This is a genomic window from Streptomyces sp. NPDC054887, assembly GCF_053610585.1.
In genome coordinates this window covers 1-21,521 of record NZ_JBSGYQ010000088.1, presented here as the reverse complement: position 1 = coordinate 21,521, position 21,521 = coordinate 1, and the positions used below count along the sequence as shown (strand labels likewise).

General features: G+C 71.4%; 19 protein-coding genes and 1 pseudogene. 4 read left to right on the top strand and 16 right to left on the bottom strand.

The features are described 5' to 3' along the window. Window positions 1-89: 89 nt before the first annotated feature. Window positions 90-2,363: an MMPL family transporter gene (locus ACWGH0_RS31735; protein ID WP_453407726.1), complete on the bottom strand. Its 2,274-nt coding sequence runs from the start codon at window positions 2,361-2,363 to the stop codon at window positions 90-92. Window positions 2,364-2,743: 380 nt separating this feature from the next. On the opposite strand from ACWGH0_RS31735, the gene ACWGH0_RS31730 reads away from it, so the two are divergent. Both ACWGH0_RS31730 and ACWGH0_RS31725 read left to right on the top strand, forming a co-directional pair. Further along, entirely contained in the window at window positions 2,744-3,943 is a 1,200-nt protein-coding gene (locus tag ACWGH0_RS31730; protein ID WP_453407725.1) for a S8 family peptidase, read from the top strand. Between the two features lie 75 nt (window positions 3,944-4,018). Beyond that, entirely contained in the window at window positions 4,019-4,570 is a 552-nt protein-coding gene (locus tag ACWGH0_RS31725) for a DUF1697 domain-containing protein (protein WP_453407724.1), read from the top strand. A 36-nt stretch (window positions 4,571-4,606) separates the two neighbouring features. Here ACWGH0_RS31725 and ACWGH0_RS31720 read toward each other — a convergent pair. From ACWGH0_RS31720 to ACWGH0_RS31660, 13 genes and pseudogenes are all read right to left on the bottom strand, one after another. After that, window positions 4,607-5,421: pseudogene (locus tag ACWGH0_RS31720) on the bottom strand (aldo/keto reductase). Window positions 5,422-5,447: 26 nt separating this feature from the next. Beyond that, window positions 5,448-6,209, bottom strand: a complete 762-nt coding sequence (locus tag ACWGH0_RS31715) for a sirohydrochlorin chelatase (protein ID WP_453407723.1) — start codon at window positions 6,207-6,209, stop codon at window positions 5,448-5,450. Window positions 6,210-6,214: 5 nt separating this feature from the next. Then, window positions 6,215-7,117, bottom strand: a complete 903-nt coding sequence (locus tag ACWGH0_RS31710) for an ABC transporter permease (protein WP_453407722.1) — start codon at window positions 7,115-7,117, stop codon at window positions 6,215-6,217. Then, complete coding sequence (locus tag ACWGH0_RS31705; protein ID WP_453407721.1) at window positions 7,104-7,898, bottom strand: ABC transporter ATP-binding protein; 795 nt, start codon at window positions 7,896-7,898, stop codon at window positions 7,104-7,106. Before ACWGH0_RS31705 ends, ACWGH0_RS31710 begins: the two co-directional genes overlap by 14 nt. A gap of 42 nt (window positions 7,899-7,940) precedes the next feature. After that, entirely contained in the window at window positions 7,941-9,053 is a 1,113-nt protein-coding gene (locus ACWGH0_RS31700) for an aliphatic sulfonate ABC transporter substrate-binding protein (protein WP_453407720.1), read from the bottom strand. A 233-nt stretch (window positions 9,054-9,286) separates the two neighbouring features. Then, a complete protein-coding gene (locus tag ACWGH0_RS31695; protein WP_453407719.1) occupies window positions 9,287-10,624 on the bottom strand; it encodes a sulfate adenylyltransferase subunit 1 in 1,338 nt (445 codons plus the stop codon). 2 nt (window positions 10,625-10,626) lie between these two features. Then, window positions 10,627-11,565 carry a sulfate adenylyltransferase subunit CysD gene (gene cysD, locus ACWGH0_RS31690; protein WP_453407718.1) on the bottom strand — a complete coding sequence of 313 codons (939 nt, stop codon included), beginning with the start codon at window positions 11,563-11,565 and terminating at the stop codon, window positions 10,627-10,629. Next, on the bottom strand, window positions 11,562-12,143 hold the full coding sequence (gene cysC / locus ACWGH0_RS31685) for an adenylyl-sulfate kinase (RefSeq protein ID WP_453407717.1): 582 nt from the start codon (window positions 12,141-12,143) through the stop codon (window positions 11,562-11,564). Before cysC ends, cysD begins: the two co-directional genes overlap by 4 nt. After that, window positions 12,125-12,820: a phosphoadenylyl-sulfate reductase gene (locus ACWGH0_RS31680; RefSeq protein WP_453407716.1), complete on the bottom strand. Its 696-nt coding sequence runs from the start codon at window positions 12,818-12,820 to the stop codon at window positions 12,125-12,127. Before ACWGH0_RS31680 ends, cysC begins: the two co-directional genes overlap by 19 nt. Further along, window positions 12,817-12,999, bottom strand: a complete 183-nt coding sequence (locus ACWGH0_RS31675) for a hypothetical protein (RefSeq protein WP_453407715.1) — start codon at window positions 12,997-12,999, stop codon at window positions 12,817-12,819. Before ACWGH0_RS31675 ends, ACWGH0_RS31680 begins: the two co-directional genes overlap by 4 nt. Further along, a complete protein-coding gene (locus ACWGH0_RS31670; RefSeq protein ID WP_453407714.1) occupies window positions 12,996-14,693 on the bottom strand; it encodes a nitrite/sulfite reductase in 1,698 nt (565 codons plus the stop codon). Before ACWGH0_RS31670 ends, ACWGH0_RS31675 begins: the two co-directional genes overlap by 4 nt. A gap of 193 nt (window positions 14,694-14,886) precedes the next feature. Then, window positions 14,887-14,970 carry a putative leader peptide gene (locus ACWGH0_RS31665; RefSeq protein ID WP_453407727.1) on the bottom strand — a complete coding sequence of 28 codons (84 nt, stop codon included), beginning with the start codon at window positions 14,968-14,970 and terminating at the stop codon, window positions 14,887-14,889. A 146-nt stretch (window positions 14,971-15,116) separates the two neighbouring features. Next, window positions 15,117-15,686 (bottom strand): GNAT family N-acetyltransferase, encoded by a 570-nt coding sequence (locus ACWGH0_RS31660; protein WP_453407713.1) that lies wholly within the window; start codon window positions 15,684-15,686, stop codon window positions 15,117-15,119. Window positions 15,687-15,792: 106 nt separating this feature from the next. Between ACWGH0_RS31660 and ACWGH0_RS31655 the strand changes: the two genes are divergently transcribed. Continuing rightward, window positions 15,793-16,830 (top strand): M4 family metallopeptidase, encoded by a 1,038-nt coding sequence (locus ACWGH0_RS31655; protein WP_453407712.1) that lies wholly within the window; start codon window positions 15,793-15,795, stop codon window positions 16,828-16,830. A 174-nt stretch (window positions 16,831-17,004) separates the two neighbouring features. Here the strand turns inward: ACWGH0_RS31655 and ACWGH0_RS31650 are convergent, their stop codons facing one another. Further along, on the bottom strand, window positions 17,005-18,306 hold the full coding sequence (locus ACWGH0_RS31650; RefSeq protein WP_453407711.1) for a GAF domain-containing protein: 1,302 nt from the start codon (window positions 18,304-18,306) through the stop codon (window positions 17,005-17,007). Window positions 18,307-18,569: 263 nt separating this feature from the next. Next, window positions 18,570-20,204 carry an acyl-CoA dehydrogenase family protein gene (locus tag ACWGH0_RS31645; protein WP_453407710.1) on the bottom strand — a complete coding sequence of 545 codons (1,635 nt, stop codon included), beginning with the start codon at window positions 20,202-20,204 and terminating at the stop codon, window positions 18,570-18,572. A gap of 17 nt (window positions 20,205-20,221) precedes the next feature. Here ACWGH0_RS31645 and ACWGH0_RS31640 point away from each other — a divergent pair, with 17 nt between their 5' ends. After that, window positions 20,222-21,445, top strand: coding sequence for a YihY/virulence factor BrkB family protein (locus ACWGH0_RS31640; protein WP_453407709.1), 1,224 nt, complete (start codon window positions 20,222-20,224; stop codon window positions 21,443-21,445). Window positions 21,446-21,521 lie beyond the last annotated feature (76 nt).

Below are 21,521 nucleotides of genomic sequence, written 5' to 3'. Positions count from 1 at the left end.
CGGCCGCGGGGCCGCGGGGCGGGGGGCGGCGGCCGCCGGCCGGGGGGGGCCCCCCCCCCCCCCCCGCCGGCTCCGTCTCTACTTCGCTCTCAGACGCGTACGCTCCGCGACTCGTCGTCCCGCGCCGCCGCGGGCGGCGGCGGTGGAGCCACCGCCGACTCGTCGTGGGTCAGGTCGGGCAGCCACCGCAGCCACGCGGGCATGTACCAGTTGCGCTCGCCGAGCAGGGCCATGACCGCCGGCAGCAGTACGCCCCGGATGATCGTGGCGTCGATGAGCACGGCCGTCGCGAGGCCGACGCCCATCTGCTTCATCGACTGCATCGACAGCGTGCCGAAGATGGCGAACACCGCGACCATGATGACCGCCGCGCTCGTCACCACGCCCGCCGTCGTCACCACGCCGTGCGCGATGGCGTCGTGGGTGGTCCTGCCCCGCATCCGGGCCTCGCGGATCCGTGAGACGACGAAGACGTGGTAGTCCATCGAGAGGCCGAAGAGGATCACGAACAGGAACAGCGGCAGCCACGAGATGATCGCGCCCACCCCCTCCGCCCCGACGAGCGACGCGCCCCAGCCGTGCTGGAAGACGGCGGTCAGGATCCCGTACGCCGCCCCCACCGACAGCAGGTTGAGCACGATCGAGGTGACCGCGATCGTCAGCGACCTGAAGCACAGCAGCATCAGCAGGAACGCGAAGACCACGACGAACACGAACACCGGCACCACCGCGCCGACGATCTGGTCGTTGAAGTCCTTGGAACCGGCCACCTGCCCGCTGATCGGTGCCTCCACACCCTCGACTTCACCCAGCGTCCGAGGGCGGACCTCGTCACGCAGCAGCTCCAGGCTCTTCTCCGCCCGGTCCTGATCGGACCCGCCGACCAGTGGCACGTCGATGACGGCGATGTTCTCCTTCGTGTGGGTGACGACCTCCACCGGCCCCCGGGAGGCGCCCGACGACACGGCACGCTCCCGGAACTCCGCGATGGCGCGGCGCACCGGAGCGGCGTCGATGTCGTCCGCCTTCACCACGACCTCGGCCGGGTCCGCGCCGCCCGGGAAGGCCGCGTTGAGCCTCTCGTACGTACGGACGATCGGCACGGAGTCGCCGAACTCCTGGTCGAGGGTGAGGTTCTGCGTCTTCATGCCGACCGCCGGCGCCGCGATCGCCACGAGCACGCCGACCGCCAGCACCAGCGACAGCTTCGGCCTGCGCAGGACCCGCGTGAGCACCGCGCGCCAGAACCGGCTCTCGCCGTTGGCGCCGCCGCGCTTCAGTCGCCCGAGCAGCGGAACGCGCCCCTTCTCGACCCGCTCGCCCAGCAGGGAGAGCAGCGCGGGCAGTACGGTGACCGAGCCGACCATCGCCACCGCGACGACCATCAGCGAGGCGAGCCCCATCGCCTCGAACTCCGCCAGCCCGGTGAAGAGCATCCCCGCCATCGCCACGCACACGGTCACGCCGGACACGATGACGGCCCGTCCGCTGGTGGCCGCCGCGATCCGCAGGGCGGTCTGCGGATCGTGTCCGGCCTCCCGCTCCTCGCGCTCGCGCCGCAGGTAGAACAGGCAGTAGTCGACGCCGACCGCCAGGCCGACCAGCAGCATCACGGAGTTCGCCGTCTCGCTCATCGGCTGGACGTGGCTCACGACGCCCATCAGGCCCATCGTCGCCAGGATGGCGGTGAGGGCGAGGGCGACCGGCAGCAGGGCCGCGACGAGCGCGCCGAAGGCGATCAGCAGGATGCCGAGGGCGACCGGCACGGCGGACAGTTCGGCCTGCTTGAAGTCGTCACCGAAGGCGTCGTCGAAGGTCTTGTTCATGCTGGCGCTGCCGATCTCCTCGATCACCAGCCCCCGGTGATCGTCCTGGACGCCCGCGACGGCCTCCAGGACCGGCTCGACCCGCTCCGCGGCCGTATCGGCGTCGCCGCGCAGGGTGAACTGCACCAGGGCGCTGCGGCGGTCCTCGGAGATCGTCCCGGTGTCGTACGGCGACGTCACCCCGGCCGCTTCACCGGTGCCCTCGACGGCGGTCATCACCGCTTCCACGGCGCGGCGGAACTCCGGGTCGTCGCTGGTCGTTCCCCCGGTGTCCGACTGGATCAGCACGCTCTCGCCCGCCGGTTCGTCGAGTTCCGCCTCCTCGACGATGCGCATGGCGGTGCCGACCTCGCCGGACAGCTGCTGGCTGTCCTTGACGTCGACCCGGCCCATCGCCGTGCCGAGCCCCATGGCCAGGACGACGAAGAGCACCCAGATGCCCACGGCCGCCCACCGGTGCCTGGCGCTCCACCCCCCGGCCCGGGCGGCGATCCCCCCGGCGGCGGTTCCTCCCGCCGCACTTCCTGCCTTGCCCATGACCGGCCGCCCCCTCGTGTGTCAGCGGTCGCGGCACCGCGCCGCCACCTCCACCTCCGAAGCTAGGGCGGCCGGAGGCGGGTCTCTTCCTGCGCGGTGCGGACCCGTCCTCGCGGCCTCTCCACCCTTCGGAAGGGTCCGTCTCCTCACTGAGGTGGAAGCGGGGGACGCAAGCCCCCTACACGTAAAGGCAGTTGGGCGGGCTGTCCGACATGGGGCGCGCTGACCTTTTTCTTATTACGAAACCTTGTTGAGTAAGTAACAGGCGTATGAAGGTCTTGATCTGAGCGCGTCAATCCGTCAGGGTTTCGAGCCAGCCCCCGGAGATCTTCCGGTCCGGAGGCGAATCCCCCCACATTTTGACGAGGAGACCCCTCTACATGGCAGTTCACAAGCGTGCCGGCCGTCTGAAGCTCACCGCGGCGATAACCGCCGTAGCGGCGGCGGCCGGAGTGACCGTACTCAACTCGTCCTTCGCGGGAGCGGCGCCCGCCGCCCAGGGCCACGTCTACGGAACCGGCGCCGAGGGCGCGGTCGCCGGCAGCTACATCGTGATGCTGGACGAGAAGGCCGACAAGCGGGACCTGGCCGAGGAGTACGGCGGCAAGCTGAAGCGGAACTACAGCTCGGCCATCAACGGCTTCTCCGCCAGCGGCCTTTCGGAGACCGAGGCCAAGCGCCTCGCCGCCGACCCGTCCGTCGCCAAGGTCGTCCAGAACAAGAAGTTTACGATCAACGCGACGCAGGACAACCCGCCGTCCTGGGGCATCGACCGCATCGACCAGGCCGACACCGCCGGCGACAGCAAGTACACCTACCCGGACAGCGCGGGCGAGGGCGTCACGGCGTACGTCATCGACACCGGTGTCCGAATCACGCACAAGGACTTCGAGGGCCGGGCGAGCCACGGCTTCGACGCCGTGGACAACGACGACTCCGCCGACGACGGCAACGGCCACGGCACGCACGTCGCCGGGACCATCGCCGGCGCCGCGCACGGCGTCGCCAAGAAGGCGAAGATCGTCGCCGTCCGCGTCCTGGACGACCAGGGCTCGGGCACCACCGAGGGCGTCGTCGCCGGCATCGACTGGGTCACCAAGAACCACCAGGGCCCGTCCGTCGCCAACATGAGCCTCGGCGGCGGCGCCGACGAGGCCCTCGACGAGGCGGTACGCAAGTCCATCGCCTCCGGCGTCACCTACGGCGTCGCGGCGGGCAACGAGTCGAGCGACGCCGGCCAGGGCTCGCCGGCCCGTGTGAAGGAGGCCATCACGGTCGCCTCCAGCACCAAGGACGACGCCCAGTCCGACTTCTCCAACTTCGGCGCGGTCGTCGACATCTACGCGCCGGGCTCGGACATCACGTCCTCGTGGAACGACAGCGACACGGGCACGAAGACCATCTCCGGCACCTCCATGGCGACGCCCCACGTCGTCGGGGCCGCCGCGGTCTACCTGGCGGGCCACAAGGACGCCACCCCGGACGCCGTCGCCAAGGCGCTGACCGACGGGGCCACCGCCGACAAGATCGGCAACCCGAGCGAGGGCACCGCGAACAAGCTGCTGAAGGTCGTCGAGTAGGGACGGGGTCCAGCACGGAACAGGCGGTCGCCGCACCCTCCCCCACGGGGTGCGGCGGCCGCCTATCGTGTGCCCATGACGACGACGTACGCCGCCCTGCTGCGCGGAATCAATGTGAGCGGGCACAAGAAGGTGCCCATGGCCGAGCTGCGGGAAGTGCTCACCGGCCTCGGCCACCGTGACGTCCGCACGTACCTCCAGAGCGGCAACGCCGTCTTCACCACCGACGCCGACGCCCCCGAGGACGAACTCGCCGCCGCGCTCGAACAGGCCGTCCAGGCCCGCTTCGGGTTCAGCGTCGACTGCCTGGTCCGCAGCGGCGCGTACCTGGCCGCCGTCGCCGACGCCTGCCCCTTTCCGGCCGCCGAGCTGGAGGGCAGGCAGCTGCACGTCACGTACTTCTCACGGCCCGTCACCCCCGACCGCTTCGCGTCCGTCGACCCGGCGACGTTCCACCCCGAGGAGTTCCGCCTCGGGGACCGCGCCCTGTACCTGTACGCGCCGAACGGCCTCGGCCGCTCGAAGCTCGCCGAGGCCCTCGCGAAGCCCGCCCTCCTCAAGGGCGTCACCGGCACCACCCGCAACTGGAACACGGTGGTCAAACTCGTGGAGATGACCGGGGCCTGACCGCCCGGCCACACGGCGGCGGGCGCCCCCGTCCGCTCACAGCGCGGCCATCTCCTCCGTGCTCAGACGCAGTGCGGCGGCGGCCAGGTTGTCCTCCAGGTGGGCGGCGGAGCTCGTGCCGGGGGTCGGGCACAGTACCGGTGAGCGGTGCAGGAGCCAGGCCAGGGCGAGCCGGCCGCGCCCCTTCAACTCTCCGTTGGCCAGCGGGAACCAGGGCAGGAACGCGATGCCGCGCGCCTCGCACAGGGCGAGGACGTCCTCGGACGAGCGGTCCACGAGGTTGAAGCGGTTCTGCACCGACGCGATCTCCGTCAGCGCGAGCGCCTCCCGCAGCTCCTCGGCGCTCACGGAGTCCAGACCGATGTGCCGGATCTTGCCCGCCGCGCGCAGCTCGTCCAGCGCGCCGAGCTGCTCGGCCATCGGCACGTCCGGATCCAGCCGGTGCAGCTGGTACAGATCGATGGTCTCGGCCCGCAGCCGCCGCAGACTCGCGTCGCACATCGCCCGCAGGTCCTCGGGCCGTCCGCGATGTGCCACGCGCCGGCGCTCGTACGGACCACCCCGCCCTTCGTCGCGACGACCACCCCGTCCGGATACGGGTGCAGCGCCTCGGCGACCAGCTCCTCCGCCAGGCCGGGACCGTAGTTGTCCGCCGTGTCGATGAGCGTGACACCGCGCTCGACCGCCCGCCGCAGGAGCGCGAGCGCGTCCGCGCGGTCCCCCCGCGGACCCCAGTAACCGGGCCCCGTCAACTGGGCCGTGCCGAAACCGAGTCGGCGTACCGGCAGGTCCCCGCCGATCGTGAAGGTGTCGGAGATCATGTCCGGGACGCTACTCCGTGCCCCCTGCATACAACAAGCGGGCGGGCCCTGCGGCGCTAGGCGCTGACCGCCGCCAGACGGACCGGCACCCGGGCCTCGTCGTAGCGGTCCAGCAGCAGGCGGGCCACTTCCGGGCCCGCGCCCAGGACCTCGCCCAGCACCTCCGCGCCCGACTCCCGCGCCCCGCGCGCGATCCGGTCCGGGAGGAAGCCGGGGGCGACGACGTACGGGGCGACGGCCACCCGCCGTACCCCGGGCACCGCCCGCACGTCCCGTACGGCGTCCTGCGTACGGGGCAGAGATGCGGAGGCGAACGCAGGCCGCACGGCGCACCAACCGGTGTACCGCAGCTCCCGCGCGATTTCAGCGATCACTGCGATCGCCTCCGGGTCCGAGGAGCCCGCCGAGGCCAGAACGACCCCGGTCGAGCTCTTGTCACCGGGCGTGAGCCCGGCTTCGTACAGCCGCCGCTCCAGCGCGGTGAGCAGCAGCGGCGACGGGCCGAGCACCTCCGCCTGGTGGATCCGCAGCCGGGGCAGCCGTGCCGACGCCTCGTGCAGTACGGCGGGGATGTCGGCCTTCGCGTGGAAGGCGCGGGTCAGCAGCAGCGGGAGGGCCACCACGTCCCGTACGCCCTCGGCCGCGAGACCTTCCAGCACCTGCGGCACCGCCGGCGCGTTGAAGTCCAGGAAGCCGGTCTCCACGCGCAGCCCCGGCCGCAGCGACCGCACCCGCGCCACGAGGGCGTGCACGGTCGCCGCGTGCCGCGGGTCGCGGCTGCCGTGGGCGACGACGAGGAGGACCGGACGACGGAACATGGTGATCAGCTCTTCGTCAGCAGGCCACGGCTGCGCAGCACGCGGCGCTCCAGCGGGGAGAAGAACAGCAGGTCGATGCCGATGCCGACGATCAGGATCAGGATGATGGTCGCCAGCACGCCCGACATGTCGCTGTACGTGCGGAAGTTCTCCATCAGCTGCCCGAGGCCGGTGCCCAGGTCCGGCGAGTTGGCGATCAGCTCGGCCGCCATCAGCGAGCGCCACGAGAACGCCCACCCCTGCTTGAGACCTGCCAGGTACCCCGGCAGCGCGGCGGGCAGCAGGACGTGCCGGATGCCGTTGACGCCGGTGGCCCCGATGGTGCGGCCGGCCCGCAGGTACAGCGGCGGGATCTGGTCGACGCCGGCGACCAGGCCGTTGGCGATCGACGGTACGGCGCCCAGCAGCACCACCGCGTAGATCGTCGCGTCGGTCAGACCGAACCAGATGATCGCGGCCGGCACCCAGGCCACCGAGGGCAGCGACTGGAGGCCGGACAGGATCGGCCCGATCGCCGCCCGCACCACCTTCACCCGCGCCACCAGCAGGCCGAGCGGCGTGCCGATGGCCACGGAGACGGCGAAGCCGAGGGCGCCGCGCGAGACGCTGGTCCAGATGTAGCCGAGCAGCGTTCCGTCGAGCCACATCTGCTCGACCGAGTGCCACACGTCCACCGGGCCCGGCAGTACGTAGTCCGGCTTGAGGTCGGAGGCCGCGGCGAGCTGCCACAGGGTGACGACCAGGGTGATGGCCACCAGCGGCGGCAGCACCTTGGACAGCAGGACCCGCCCGAGACCGACGCGCTCGGCGGACTGCTTGGTCTCCAGCGCGTCCAGGCCCGCCTCCAGGCCGGCGAGGTCGTTCTTGGGAGCCGTCTCCCGCGTGTCGGTCGTTTCAGTGCTGGCCATGTCGACGGATCTCCCCCCGCAGCTGTTCGGTGATCTCTACGGACAGGTCGGCGACCGCGGAATCCTCGATCCGGCGCGGCTGCGGGATGCCGACCTGCCACTCGCGCGCGATGCGTCCCGGCCGGGACGACAGCAGCACCACGCGCTCGGCGAGGCGGACGGCCTCGCGGACGTTGTGGGTGACGAACAGGACCGAGACGTTGGTCTCGGACCAGATGCGGGTGAGCTCCTCGTGCAGTACGTCGCGGGTGATGGCGTCCAGCGCCGCGAACGGCTCGTCCATCAGCAGCAGCCGGCTGTCCTGCGCGAGCGCACGGGCCAGTGCGACGCGCTGGCGCATGCCGCCCGACAACTCGTGGACGCGCTTGCCGTACGCGCCGCCGAGCCGCACCAGCTGGAGCAGCCGCTCGGCCTCGCCGCGGCGCTCGGACTTCGCCATGCCCCGCATCTTCAGGGCCAGTTCGATGTTCTTGCCCGCGGTCAGCCACGGGAAGAGCGCGTGCTCCTGGAACATCAGCGCGGGCCGGCCGCCCGGCACGTCGATGGCGCCGGCGGACGGGCGGTCGAGCCCGGCGACCAGGTTGAGCAGGGTGGACTTGCCGCAGCCGGAAGCCCCCAGCAGGGTCACGAACTCGCCCGGAGCGACGTCGATGCTGATGTCGTCCAGTACGAGCTGCTGCGCGCCGGGCCGGCCGAACGACTTCGACACGTGGTCGATCCGTGCGGCGTACTGCGCCGTGTCTACGGGCGCGGCGGCCTGCTTGACGAGTGTGGTGGCCATGAGCCTCACCTCCTGAGGGCGTTCCGGTTGCGGGAAGGGCGGTTACTTCGTACCGAGTCCGGCGTCCGCGACGGCGGGCTGCTTCTGCGCCTTCAGCACCTTGTTGAGGAGCGTCAGGTCGTAGATCCCGTCGAGCACCGGGTCCTTGAGGAGCCCGGCCTTCACCGCGTGGGCGGCCTCTTCCCGCAGCGTCGCGGCGAGCGGGTCGTTGGTCGTCTCGACGTTGCCGAACGCGGGGTCGAGCACCTCGGCGGGCAGTTCCTTGCCGGAGTCGGCCTTCAGCTTGGCGTTGACGGCCGCCTTCGCCTCGTCCGGGTTGGCCTTGATCCAGTCGTTGGTCTTCACCGAGCCGCGCAGCACGGCCTCGACGACGTCCGGGTGCTCCTTGAGGAACTTCTGGGAGACGATCACGTTCGTGATGACGAACTTCCCGTCCTTCCACAGCTTCTTCTCGTCGAGCAGCACCTTGCCGCCGCCGGCGACGAGCTTCGACGCCGTGGGCTCGGGCACCCACGCGCCGTCCAGCGCGCCGGACTCGAAGGAGGCCGGGATCTCCTTGTTGTCCTGGCGGACCACGCTGACGTCACCCTTGCCGGTGTTCGGGTCGACCTTCAGACCCTTCCCCGACAGGTAGTTCAGCAGCGCCACGTCCTGGGTGTTGCCGAGCTGCGGCGTCGCGATGCGCTTGCCCTTGAGGTCGTCCAGGGACTTGATCTTCTTCGGGTTCACGACGAACGAGACGCCGCCGGAGGCGGACCCGGAGATGATCTTGAGGTTCTGGCCCTGGGACTTGGTGAAGCCGTTTATCGCGGGGGAGGGGCCGATCCAGCCGATGTCGATGGCACCGGCGTTGAGGGCCTCGATCTCGGAGGGGCCCGCGTTGAACACCTGCGGCTTGACCTGCGTGCCGCCCAGTTCCTTCTGGATCAGGCCCTTCTGGAGACCCACCAGGGCGGTGGCGTGGGTGACGTTGGCGAAGTAGCCGATCCGCACCTCGTCGACGCCGCCGATCTTCTGGCCCTTGGCGACGGGGGCGGTCCTGTCGTCTTTCTCGGCCTTCGAGCCGTAACCGCAGGCGCCCAGCGCGCCGATCAGGAGCGGCAGGGCGGCGGCAGCGGCGAGGCTGCGGCGAAGGGTGGTACGCGGGGCATGCACGGGAGGTGTTCCTCTCGGTGGCCCGGGGGCACGTCCCTCACCTGTGGCGGGGCGTGTCCGGGAGGTCGGCAGGTCTTCGTCGGTAGAGCGGGAAGTGGAGCGGCAGGGCGCGCGAGCGGTGCGCGTACGTCATCGGGCACATCGCGCGACGCCGCCCGTTCCCGCGCCGAGCGAACCGCTGCCGACGCGGCCGCCCTCCTTGGCGAACAGCCCGTACATGTCGAGAGTCATGATCAGAAGTCCCAGCCTTCGTCGTCCGCCGCGGCCTGCACGCTCTCGGCGGCGAACGAGTCGCCCGCCATGCCGGCCGCCAGCGTCGTGCCGTCCGCCGGGTCGATCAGCAGGAACGATCCGGTGCGGCGCGAGTCGCGGTACGCGTCGAGCGCGAGCGGCTCGGCGGTACGGACCCTCACCCGGCCGATGTCGTTGGCGACCAGCTGACCCGGGTCCGGATGCTGGGACAGGTCGTCCAGCGTCAGCCGCGACGGGATCTCCTTGACGATCGCCTTGACCGTACGGGTGGTGTGCTTCAGCAGCACCCGCTGGCCCACGGTGAGCGGCTGGTCCGCCACGTGGCAGACGGTCGCCTCGACGTCCTGGGTGGTGCGCGGCGCGGAACCGCTCGGCGCGATCAGGTCGCCGCGCGAGATGTCCAGGTCGTCGGCGAGCGTGACCGTCACCGACTGCGGCGCCCAGGCGATGTCGACCGCCTCACCCAGCGCGTCGATGCCGCTGATCGTCGACGTACGGCCCGACGGAAGCACCGTCACGGCCTCGCCCACGCGCAGCGCTCCGGACGCGATCTGGCCGGCGTAACCCCGGTAGTCGGGGTGCTCGGCGGTCTGCGGGCGGATCACGTACTGCACCGGGAAGCGGGCCTTGCAGCTCGCCAGGTCGTGGCTGACCGGGACGGTCTCCAGGTGCTCCAGCACCGTGGGGCCGCCGTACCAGTCCATGTTCGCGGAGGGCTCCACGACGTTGTCGCCGGCCAGCGCCGAGATCGGGATGGCGGTGATCTCCGGGACGCCCAGCGAGGCGGCGTACGCCGTGAACTCCTCGGCGATGGACGCGAAGACGGGCTCGGCGTACTCGACCAGGTCCATCTTGTTGACGGCGAGCACCACGTGCGGGACGCGCAGCAGCGCGGCGACGGCCGCGTGGCGGCGGGTCTGCTCCACGACACCGTTGCGGGCGTCGACCAGCACGACCGCCAGCTCGGCGGTGGACGCGCCCGTCACCATGTTCCGGGTGTACTGCACGTGCCCGGGGGTGTCGGCCAGGATGAACCGGCGGCGCGCGGTCGCGAAGTAGCGGTACGCCACGTCGATGGTGATGCCCTGCTCGCGCTCGGCCCGCAGACCGTCGGTCAGCAGCGCCAGGTCGGGCGCCTCCTGACCGCGCTTGAGGGACGCGGCCTCGACGGCCTCCAGCTGGTCGGTGAGGACCGACTTGGAGTCGTGCAGCAGCCGCCCCACGAGGGTGGACTTGCCGTCGTCGACGGAACCGGCCGTCGCGAAGCGCAGCAGGGTGGTGGCCGACAACTGCTCGGTCAGGCCGGTGGTGGTGGTCATGGTTAGAAGTACCCCTCGCGCTTGCGGTCTTCCATCGCGGCCTCGGACATCTTGTCGTCGGCGCGGGTCGCGCCCCGCTCGGTGAGCCGGGAGGCGGCGATCTCGGCGATCACGGCTTCGAGCGTCGTGGCGTCGGAGTCCACGGCGCCCGTGCAGGACATGTCGCCGACCGTGCGGTAGCGGATCAGCCGTGTCTCGACCTTCTCCGACTCCTTCGGGCCGCCCCACTCGCCCGCCGTCAGCCACATGCCGTTGCGGGCGAAGACCTCGCGCTCGTGGGCGTAGTAGATGGCCGGCAGCTCGATCTTCTCGCGGGCGATGTACTGCCACACGTCCAGCTCGGTCCAGTTGGACAGCGGGAAGACGCGCACGTGCTCGCCCGGTGCGTGGCGGCCGTTGTAGAGCTGCCACAGCTCGGGGCGCTGGCGGCGCGGGTCCCACGCGGAGAACTCGTCGCGCAGCGAGAAGACCCGCTCCTTGGCGCGCGCCTTCTCCTCGTCGCGCCGCCCGCCGCCGAACACCGCGTCGAAGCGGTGCTGCTGGATGGCCTCGGTCAGCGGCACGGTCTGGAGCGGGTTGCGCGTGCCGTCGGGCCGCTCGCGCAGCTTTCCGGCGTCGATGTACTCCTGCACGGAGGCCACGTGCAGCCGCAGCCCGTGCTCGGCGACCGTGCGGTCGCGGTACTCCAGCACCTCCGGGAAGTTGTGCCCGGTGTCGACGTGCAGGAGGGTGAAGGGGACCGGCGCCGGCGCGAACGCCTTCAGCGCCAGGTGCAGCATGACGATCGAGTCCTTGCCGCCGGAGAAGAGGATCACCGGCCGCTCGAACTCCCCCGCCACCTCGCGGAAGATGTGGACGGCCTCGGACTCCAGGGAGTCCAGGTGGCTGAGCGCGTACGGGCTGTCCGTGCCCTCGTTGACGGTTGCGGCGGTCGTCGTCATGCCAGACCCCTCTCGGTGAGCAGCGCGTGCAACGCGGCTGCGGACTCCTGCACGGTCTGCTGGTGCGACTCGATCCGCAGGTCGGGCGACTCGGGGGCCTCGTAGGGGTCGTCGACCCCGGTGAGGCCCGAGATCTCGCCGGCCGCCTGCTTGGCGTACAGACCCTTCACATCGCGTACGGAGCACACGTCCACCGGCGTGGCGACGTGCACCTCCAGGTACGCGGTGCCCTCGCTCTGGTGGCGCTTGCGGACCGCCTCGCGGCTGTCGGCGTACGGCGCGATGACGGGTGCCAGGGCCAGCACGCCGTTGCGGGCGAGCAGTTCGGCGACGTAACCGATCCGCTGGACGTTGGTGTGCCGGTCCTCGCGGCTGAAGCCGAGGCCCGCCGAGAGGAACTCGCGGATCTCGTCGCCGTCCAGCACCTGGACACGGCGGCCTTCGGCCTTCAGCCGTCCGGACAGCTCGTAGGCGATGGTGGTCTTGCCGGCACTCGGCAGACCCGTGAGCCAGATGGTGGCCCCAGTCACGTCTTTCTCCTGCTCCTGATTGTTTGTCATCAGCCGTGCAGCCCGCATTCCGTCTTGTTGCGCCCCGCCCAGCGGCCGGCGCGGGCGTCCTCGCCCTCCTCGACCCGACGGGTGCAGGGGGCGCAGCCCACGGACGCGTAACCGTCCATCAGCAGCGGGTTGGTGAGGACTCCGTGCTCGGCGACGTACGCCTCCACGTCCTCCTGCGTCCAGCGGGCGATCGGCGAGATCTTGACCTTCTGCCGCTTCTCGTCCCAGCCGACGACCGGGGTGTTCGCCCGGGTCGGGGACTCGTCGCGGCGCAGGCCGGTCGCCCAGGCGCTGTAGCCCTTCAGCCCGTCCTCCAGCGGCTTGACCTTGCGCAGGGCGCAGCACAGGTCGGGGTCGCGGTCGTGCAGCTTCGGCCCGTACTCGGCGTCCTGCTCCTCGACCGACTGCCAGGGCAGCAGGGTGATGACGTTGACGTCCATGACGGCCTCGACGGCGTCCCGCGTCCCGATGGTCTCCGGGAAGTGGTAGCCGGTGTCGAGGAAGACGACGTCCACGCCGGGCCTGGCGCGGGAGGCGAGGTGGGCGACGACGGCGTCCTCCATGGAGGAGGTCACGCAGAAGCGGTCACCGAAGGTGTCGGCGGCCCACTTGAGGATGTCCAGGGCGGAGGCCTCTTCGAGGTCCCGCCCGGCTTTTTCCGCCAGTGACTTGAGATCTTCCTGAACCGTCGTCATATCTCGTCCCCTCCACCAACGTCGTCGCGCTGAACTCCCCGGGCGAGCAGCCCGAGGAACTTCAACTGGAAGGCGCGGTTGCACGCCGCGCATTCCCACGCGCCGTGACCGGTCTCGTTGGGCCGCAGGTCCTCGTCGCCGCAGTACGGGCAGTAGAACGGTGCCGCGCGCTCGCTCACGACAGGTCTCCGTCGCTCGCCCGCGCCGCCCAGGTGGCGAAGCGCTCGCCGTCCTCGCGCTGCTCCTGGAAGCGCAGCAGGACCCGCTCGACGTAGTCGGGCAGCTCGGCCGAGGTGACCTTCAGGCCGCGCACCTTGCGGCCGAAACCGGCCTCGAGGCCGAGCGCGCCGCCCAAGTGCACCTGGAAGCCCTCGACCTGGTTGCCGTCGGCGTCCAGGACCAGCTGCCCCTTGAGACCGATGTCCGCGACCTGGATACGGGCGCAGGCGTTCGGGCAGCCGTTGATGTTGATGGTGATGGGCTGGTCGAACTCGGGGATGCGCCGCTCCAGCTCGTCGATGAGGGACGCGCCGCGCGCCTTGGTCTCGACGATGGCGAGCTTGCAGAACTCGATGCCGGTGCAGGCCATCGTGCCGCGCCGGAACGGCGAGGGCGTGACCCGCAGGTCCAGCGCCTCGAGCCCGGCGACCAGCGACTCGACCTGCGCCTCTTCGACGTCGAGCACGATCATCTTCTGCTCGGCGGTGGTGCGCAGCCGGCCCGAGCCGTGCGCGCCGGCCAGATCGGCGATCTTCGTCAGCGTGGCGCCGTCCACGCGGCCGACGCGCGGGGCGAAGCCGACGTAGAAGCGGCCGTCCTTCTGCTTGTGCACGCCGAGGTGGTCGCGCCAGGTGCCGGTGGGCTGCTCGGGCGCGGGGCCGTCGACGAGCTTGTACTTGAGGTACTCGTCCTCCAGGATCTGGCGGAACTTCTCCGGACCCCAGTCGGCGACGAGGAACTTCAGGCGGGCGCGGGTGCGCAGCCGCCGGTAGCCGTAGTCGCGGAAGATGCCGATGACGCCGCCGTACACGTCCGGGACCTCGTCGAGCGGCACCCACGCGCCCAGCCGGACACCCAGCTTGGGGTTGGTGGACAGCCCGCCGCCGACCCACAGGTCGAAGCCGGGCCCGTGCTCGGGGTGTTCGACGCCCACGAAAGCGATGTCGTTGATCTCGTGCGCCACGTCGAGCTGCGGCGAACCGGACACCGCGGACTTGAACTTGCGGGGCAGGTTGGAGAAGTCCGGGTTGCCGATGAAGCGCCGCTGGATCTCGTCGATGGCGGGGGAGCCGTCGATGATCTCGTTCTCGGCGATACCGGCCACCGGCGAGCCGAGGATCACGCGGGGCGTGTCACCGCACGCCTCGGTCGTGGACAGCCCGACCTCTTCGAGCCGCCGCCAGATCTCCGGCACGTCCTCGATCCGGATCCAGTGGTACTGAACGTTCTGCCGGTCGGTGAGGTCGGCGGTCCCGCGCGCGAACTCCTGCGAGATCTCCCCGATGACGCGCAGCTGCTCGGTGGTCAGCCGGCCGCCGTCGATGCGCACGCGGAGCATGAAGTACTCGTCGTCCAGCTCCTCCGGCTCCAGGATCGCGGTCTTGCCGCCGTCGATCCCGGGCTTGCGCTGGGTGTAGAGACCCCACCAGCGCATGCGTCCTCGGAGGTCGTTGGGGTCGATGGAGTCGAAGCCCCGCTTGGAGTAGATCGTCTCAATGCGTGTCCGCACATTGAGACCGTCGTCGTCCTTCTTGAACTGCTCGTTGCCGTTGAGGGGGGTGAAGTGACCTACGGCCCACTGACCCTCGCCACGGTGGCGTCCGGCCTTGCGGCGGGGCGTGACGGTAGCGGGCTTGTCCGGCGTGGCGGCCATGGTTGTTCGTCCTTCTCTGGCGGCTCAAGGGGGTGGCGGGTCGCGCCGGCCGTCCCCTATGACCTGCGACGAAGCCGGTCGGACACGGCAGACCGGAGTACTTCGCCCAAGGGGCGGAGCACCCGTGCGCATCGGGGTGGCCGGCTCGTCCGCGACGGCGGGGACGGCTAGTGGGTCCGGTGGTGCTGTGCTGTCAGCGCACCGGACAGATGGCGCTGGACATGCGGCCGAGGTCGACGTGCCGCCGACTCACCAAGGCAACTCCAGCTGAAGACATGACGGAAGCGTGTCACGCGGATCTCCGGCCAGTCCACCACCGCCCACAATGTGGACAAGTCTGTCCCGCATGGCGAGACGGTGTGTCACCGGTCACTTTCCGGGGCCGCCCGGGCCCCTCCCGCCCGCCCCGTACCCGGCCGCTCGCTAGGCGTGCGCTCCGGGCCACGGCCCGGGCGTCGCCACGTCCGCCTCCTCGGCGGTCTTCGTCTCGAAGAGCCTGAAGCCCCGGCGCAGGTAGTTGTCCATGGCGTGCGGCCCGTCCTCGCTGCACGTGTGCAGCCACACCCGCTTCGTCGGGGGGCGCCCCGGCCACCGCTCGGCGAGGTCCCACGCGCGCGCGACCCCGTACGACAGCAGGTGTCCGCCGATCCGCCGCCCACGGAACGCGGGGATCAGACCGAAGTACATGATCTCCACGACCCCCTCGTCCTGCGGGTCCAGCTCCACGTACCCCGCCGGAGTGCCCTTCTCGTACGCGACCCACGTCTCGACGCCCGGCCGCTCCAGCGCCTCCCGCCACTGGTCGTACGTGAGCCCGAGCCGGTCGGTCCACCGGATGTCGCCGCCCACCGCCGTGTAGAGGAAGCGGCTGAACTCGGGGGAGGGGATCTCCGCCCGCACGATCCTGACGTCACCCGGCGGCTCCGCGGCCGGCCGCAGATCGTCGGGGGAGGTCTGCTCCAGGGACCAGGTGGTCACGGTGACGGTGCTCATGCGGCAAGCGAACCACGGGTCCGGGCCCTGGCCAAAGCGGGACGCGTACGGGATGATCTCGCCCGCGCCACGCCACCCCCCGCATCCCTTGGCAGAAGGATGTTCCATGTCCCGTCGCACACACCGCGGCATGCTCGCCGCGGCCACCCTCACCGCGGCCCTCGCCTCCCTCGCGGTGCTGACCGCCCCCGCCGGGGCCTCCGGCGGCCCTCAGGCCCGCCTTTTCATGGTCAACCCCGTCCAGTCCTCGAACGACCAGTCGCTGACCGACGGGAAGGACTCCGCGGACGCCGTCCCCTCCTCCGCCTACGCCACGGCCCCCCTCCGCAACCTCGACGCGAGCGGCGGCCTGTCCGGCAAGTGGGCATACGTGAGATCGGACACCGGCGCCTCCGCGAAGATCTCCGAAGCCGGCACGTACGACCGCGCGGACGACCAGTTCGAGCAGGTCATGGCCTACTTCTGGGTCAACGAGTCGCAGGAGTACCTCCAGGGCCTCGGCTTCGGCAGCGAGCTGCCCGGGGCGAACGACCGCGCCCAGCCGGTCCGCATCAACCAGTGGGGCTCGGACAACTCCTTCTTCACCGACAAGAAGGCCGAGATCCGCTTCGGCAAGGGCGGCGTCGACGACGCCGAGGACGCCGAGGTGGTGATGCACGAGTACGGCCACGCCGTGCACCACGCGCAGGTGCCCGGTTTCGGCACGTCCGTGGAGGCGGGCGCCATCGGTGAGGCGTTCGGCGACTACCTCGCCGTGACCGTGGGCGCGCACGCGGCGCAGAAGTACGGCTGGCCGCTGAAGGCGGACCTCGCGTGCGTCGCCGACTGGGACGCCGTCTCCTACACCTCGGCCGCCCCCCACTGCCTGCGCCGCATCGACGGCGACAAGGTGTACGACGACCGGGTCGGCCAGGTGCACGCCGACGGCCAGATCTGGTCCCGGGCCCTCTTCGACATCCGCTCGAAGCTCGGCGCGCGCACGGCGGACCGCGTCATCGTGAACGCCCAGTTCGGCTTCGCCCCGGACACGAGCTTCACCGACGCGGCCCGGACGACGATCGCGACGGCCCGCACGATGCACGGCACGGCGGCGGAGACGGCGGTACGCGACGCGTTCCGCGCCCGCGGGATACCCGGAATCTGATCACACCCCCGTCCCGGGCTCCGGCCGCCCGGAGCCCGGGACGGGGCGTCACGGGCGGAACCCCGCGGACCGCGTACGCCGACGCCCGTTGTGCGCATGGGTGCCCCGTCCCCGCGGGGCATCCATGCGTCATCTGTGGAGTTGGTGCCGACGCCGGCCCGCTCCCTCCGACGCCTACGCCGGCAGCCGTCGTGCCGCCGTGATCGCCGGGGCCGTGGACTGGGGGAGGAGGTCCGCCCGGTGGGCCGGTGGAAGCACCCGCACCTCCACCTCGTCCACGAAGCGGTACGGGCGGTGCGCAAGGACCTGGCCCAGGTGCCGTCGCAGTCGGGACATCTCCGCCCGTACCGTGACCGTCCGCGTCCGGTCGCCGAACAGGTCCGCCGCCAGCTCCGCCGCGCTGCGCCCCTCCCGGTGCGCGCTCAGCACGTACAGCAGCTCCGCGTGACGGGGGCTGAGCTCGTGCGTCCACTGCCCGGCCGCCCCCGAGACCGTCACGGACGAACGGCGCCGGCCGCTCAGGTCGAGCACGACCCGGGCCACGGCGTCCTCCGCCGACCCCGGAGTCTCCTCCTCCACCCGCAGCAGCCACCCGCCCGGCAGCGGCTCCACCGTGCACATCCCCAGCGAAGGCAGCCATCTGCGCCCCGGGCGGAACGACTTGGGCAGCGGCAGCCGGTCGACCGGCGGCATCCCCGTCACCGCCGCCGGCCAGCCGTGCGGGTCGACGGCGAGCGCCCGGCCGCCCACCCGGCACAGGATCGGCGAGGCGACCGAGCGCAGGCGCTCGACGGATCTCAGGTGCCGGTCGCGCAGTTCGGCCTCGGCGAGCCGCGCCACGGACTCGACGAGGGCGAGCGTGGCCGGGTGGAACGTGGATTCGGCCCCGCTCACGTCTATGACGCCGAGGAGCCGCCCGTCGCGCGGGTCGTGCACGGGCGCCGCGGCGCACGTCCAGTCGTGCAGCGTACGGACGAAGTGCTCGGCGGAGTGCACCTGGACCGGCCTGCGCAGTTCCAGCGCGGTGCCGATGCCGTTCGTGCCGGTGGTCTCCTCGCTCCACGCCGCGCCCGCCTCCAGGCAGATGCCGTCGGCCTTGCGCATGACCGCCCGGTCGCCGTCGCGCCACAGCACGCGGCCCTCCTCGTCGGTGACCACCATGATCTGCTGCGACGCCTGCACGGCCGCGAGCAGCCCCTGGCTGAGCGAGGGCAGCAGCTCCCCGAGTGCGGTCGCCCGGCGCCGGTGCTCCAGCTCGCCGGCCGGCAGCAGCTCGCTGCTGGGGCTCCGGTCGGGGTCGATCCCGATGCGCATCACGCGCTGCCACGACGCGTCGATGACGGGACGCGGGGCGGCGTGCGGTGCCCCGCCGGCGAGGGCGGCGTCCCGTACCCGGGCCAGCAGGCGGGCCGCGTCGGCGCTGTGCCGGGCGCTCAGCCGTGACGGGCCGCGGGGATCGAGAGGTTCGGTCTTCACTGGGCTTACCCCGTAACTCACGTGAACGTCACTTGCTGTGAGGTGTTCATCGCTCATCGTGCCCCGCCCCCGGGCGCGCGTGCCCGCCAGTAGGGACAAACTTTGCAACGGTCTGCAACTCTCGTGCGCCGGGTCGCGTTTGTACGACAGTGGAGACGTTCAGCCGGGGTGGTGCCGTGTCGGCGCAGCATCACCCCGGCGTCCAGTCTCCCGGCGGGTCGTTCCCCCGGCGGCCCGCCGGGTCCGGCGGTGGTCCCGGCCGCTCAGACCTCCGCCCGCGCCCGCTCCACCACCGACGCCAGGTCGAGGCTGTGCGGCAGCGTGCCGAACGCCGTGCCCCAGTCGCCCCCGAGCCGTGACGCGCAGAACGCGTCCGCGACCTCCGGCGGCGCCCACCGCACCAGCAGCGAGCCCTGGAGCACGAGCGCCATCCGCTCGACGACGCGGCGCGCCCGCCCCTCCATGCCGCCCAGGTCGGCGAGTTCCGTCAGCAGGTCCTTGATCGCCCCGTCGAGGCGGTGATCGGCGCCGCGCGCCTGCCCGATCTCGGTGAGGAAGGCGTTGAGCGCCTGCGGTTCCCGCTGGAGCGCCCGCAGGGCGTCCAGGGCCTGCACGTTCCCCGAGCCCTCCCAGATCGAGTTGAGCGGCGACTCGCGCAGCAGCCTCGGCATGCCGGACTCCTCGACGTACCCGTTGCCGCCCAGGCACTCCAGCGCCTCCGCGGCGACCGGCGTGCACCGCTTCGTCACCCAGTACTTGGCGGCGGGCACCGCGAGCCGCAGGAAGGCGCGGTCCTGCTCGGTGTCGCTGTCGTACGCCGCCGCCAGCCGCAGCGCGAGCGTCGTCGCCGCCTCCGACTCCAGCGCCAGGTCCGCGAGCACGTTGCGCATCAGCGGCTTGTCGATCAGCTTGCCGCCGAACGCGCCGCGGTACGCCGCGTGGTGCGTCGCCTGCGCCACGGACTGGCGCATCAGCGCCGCCGAGCCGATCACGCAGTCCAGCCGGGTGGCGGCCACCATCTCGATGATGGTGCGCACCCCGCGCCCCTCCTCGCCGACCAGCCGCGCCCACGTCCCGTCGAACTCGACCTCGCTCGACGCGTTCGACCGGTTGCCCAGTTTGTCCTTCAGGCGCTGGATCCGGAACACGTTGCGGGTCCCGTCGGCCAGGACGCGCGGCACCAGGAAGCAGCTCAGCCCGCCCGGCGCCTTAGCCAGTACGAGGAAGCCGTCGCACATCGGCGCCGAGCAGAACCACTTGTGCCCGGTGAGCAGGTACTCGCCCTCACCGGCCAGCGGCTCCGCGTGGGTCGTGTTCGCGCGTACGTCGCTGCCGCCCTGCTTCTCCGTCATCCCCATGCCGAAGAGCGCCCCGGCCTTGAGCGACGGCGCGGTCAGCCCCTCCTCGTACACGTGGGAGGTGAGCCGCGGTTCCCACTCGGCGGCCAGCGCCGGGTCGGTCCGCAGCGCCGGTACGGCGGCGTGCGTCATGGACACCGGGCAGCCGTGCCCCGCCTCGGCCTGGGTCCACACCAGGAACCCGGCCGCCCGCCGCACGTGTCCGCCGGGCCGCCCCCAGGCGTCCGTCAGCCCCGCCCCGACGGCCTTGCCCAGCAGCCGGTGCCAGGCCGGATGGAACTCGACCTCGTCGATCCGGTGGCCGTAGCGGTCGTGCGTGCGAAGTTTCGGTGGATTCTCGTTGGCCTGCACGCCCCATTCCTGTGCCTGGAGGGATCCGGCGGAGCGGCCGAGGCCCGCGAGTTCCTCCCGTACCTCCTCGGCGAGTTCGGGTGCGACGTGCCGTTCCACACCCTCGGACAGGGCCCGGTCGGACGTGAAGACGTCGTACTCCACCAGGGGTGGAGCCTGGTTGGTCACTGTGTGTGTGGTGGCTGCCATGCCGCTACGGTAAGGAGGTGCAGGCAGCAAAAGAAACACCCGAACGGCCCGAGGGCCGGCTTCACCGGGCCAGAGTCCTCTACCGCAATGTGTCCAAGCGCAAGTTGGTCTGGCTGCTGCTGAAGGACACCGTCAACTCGTGCATCGAGTACCGCATCCTCGGTCTCGCCGCCGAGGCCGCGTTCTTCACCCTGCTGTCCCTGCCGCCGCTGCTGCTCGGCATGATCGGTCTGCTCGGATATGTCGATGCCTGGACCGATACGGACACCGTCGCGTCCATCGAGCGCAACATCCTCACCGCTGCTGAAACGGTCTTGTCCGCCCGTGGGGTCAACGACTTCGCGAAACCGCTGATCGCCGACGTCACCCAGGGCGCACGGCCGGACATCATCTCCATCGGCTTCGCCATCGCCCTGTGGTCGGGCTCGCGCGCGGTCAACGTCTTCATCGACACCATCACCGTGATGTACGGCCTCGACGGCCACCGCGGCATCGTGAAGACCCGGCTGCTCGCCTTCCTGCTGTACGTCGTCGCGCTGATCATCGGCGCGGTGGTGCTGCCGCTGATGGTGGTCGGCCCCGACCGGGTGGTGGACCTCGTCCCGTTCGGCACCGAGGTCATAAGCGTCCTGTACTGGCCCGTGGTCATCGTGCTGTCCATCGTCTTCCTCACGACGCTCTACCACGTGTCCGTGCCGGTGCGGTCGCCGTGGGTCGAGGACGTGCCGGGCGCGCTGATGGCGCTCGCGATGTGCGTACTGGGCAGCTTCCTGCTCCGTATCTACCTCACCAGTACGGTCGAGGGCCCGACCATCTACGGCTCCCTCGCGGCCCCGATCGCCGTCCTGCTGTGGATCTGCATCTGCGCCTTCGCGGTCCTGGTGGGCGCGGCGGTCAACGCGGCGATCGACCGCGTGTGGCCCTCGGTCGCCACCGCCGCGGCCCGCGAGGCGAACGACCGCGTACGGACGGCCCAGGCGGCGGCGGTCATAGCGCGTGCGGAGGCGGCGCGCGCCGCGGCCGCCGACGGGGACGACGCGGACCCGGACATGCCGTCCGAGTTCCCGGAGCGCTGGTCGCGGTTCCTGCCGCCGGACGACGTGAAGTCCCGCCTGCACGCGAGCCGCGAGAAGGAGACGAAGGCGACGGGCCGGGAGGCGCGGGAAGCACGAGAGATGCGCGAGGCGCGGGAGGCCAATGAAGCCCGGGAGGCCAATGAGGCCCGGGAGTGGCACCCGTAGGCGAGGCGCGCGAGAGCGGGAGTGCCGGCGACAGGCGAGCCGCGCGGGCCCCGGCGTCACACCGGTGGGTGTGGAC

Bases quoted from the DNA above. Each gene is read 5' to 3' on its own strand.
- ACWGH0_RS31695 (WP_453407719.1), bottom strand. From the start codon at position 10,624: ATGACCACCACCACCGGCCTGACCGAGCAGTTGTCGGCCACCACCCTG.
- ACWGH0_RS31705 (WP_453407721.1), bottom strand. From the start codon at position 7,898: ATGGCCACCACACTCGTCAAGCAGGCCGCCGCGCCCGTAGACACGGCG.
- ACWGH0_RS31735 (WP_453407726.1), bottom strand. From the start codon at position 2,363: ATGGGCAAGGCAGGAAGTGCGGCGGGAGGAACCGCCGCCGGGGGGATC.
- cysD (WP_453407718.1), bottom strand. From the start codon at position 11,565: ATGACGACGACCGCCGCAACCGTCAACGAGGGCACGGACAGCCCGTAC.
- ACWGH0_RS31670 (WP_453407714.1), bottom strand. From the start codon at position 14,693: ATGGCCGCCACGCCGGACAAGCCCGCTACCGTCACGCCCCGCCGCAAG.
- ACWGH0_RS31660 (WP_453407713.1), bottom strand. From the start codon at position 15,686: ATGAGCACCGTCACCGTGACCACCTGGTCCCTGGAGCAGACCTCCCCC.
- ACWGH0_RS31715 (WP_453407723.1), bottom strand. From the start codon at position 6,209: ATGTTCCGTCGTCCGGTCCTCCTCGTCGTCGCCCACGGCAGCCGCGAC.
- ACWGH0_RS31710 (WP_453407722.1), bottom strand. From the start codon at position 7,117: ATGGCCAGCACTGAAACGACCGACACGCGGGAGACGGCTCCCAAGAAC.
- ACWGH0_RS31665 (WP_453407727.1), bottom strand. From the start codon at position 14,970: ATGTCTTCAGCTGGAGTTGCCTTGGTGAGTCGGCGGCACGTCGACCTC.
- ACWGH0_RS31680 (WP_453407716.1), bottom strand. From the start codon at position 12,820: ATGACGACGGTTCAGGAAGATCTCAAGTCACTGGCGGAAAAAGCCGGG.
- ACWGH0_RS31645 (WP_453407710.1), bottom strand. From the start codon at position 20,204: ATGGCAGCCACCACACACACAGTGACCAACCAGGCTCCACCCCTGGTG.
- ACWGH0_RS31655 (WP_453407712.1), top strand. From the start codon at position 15,793: ATGTCCCGTCGCACACACCGCGGCATGCTCGCCGCGGCCACCCTCACC.
- ACWGH0_RS31725 (WP_453407724.1), top strand. From the start codon at position 4,019: ATGACGACGACGTACGCCGCCCTGCTGCGCGGAATCAATGTGAGCGGG.
- cysC (WP_453407717.1), bottom strand. From the start codon at position 12,143: ATGCGGGCTGCACGGCTGATGACAAACAATCAGGAGCAGGAGAAAGAC.
- ACWGH0_RS31730 (WP_453407725.1), top strand. From the start codon at position 2,744: ATGGCAGTTCACAAGCGTGCCGGCCGTCTGAAGCTCACCGCGGCGATA.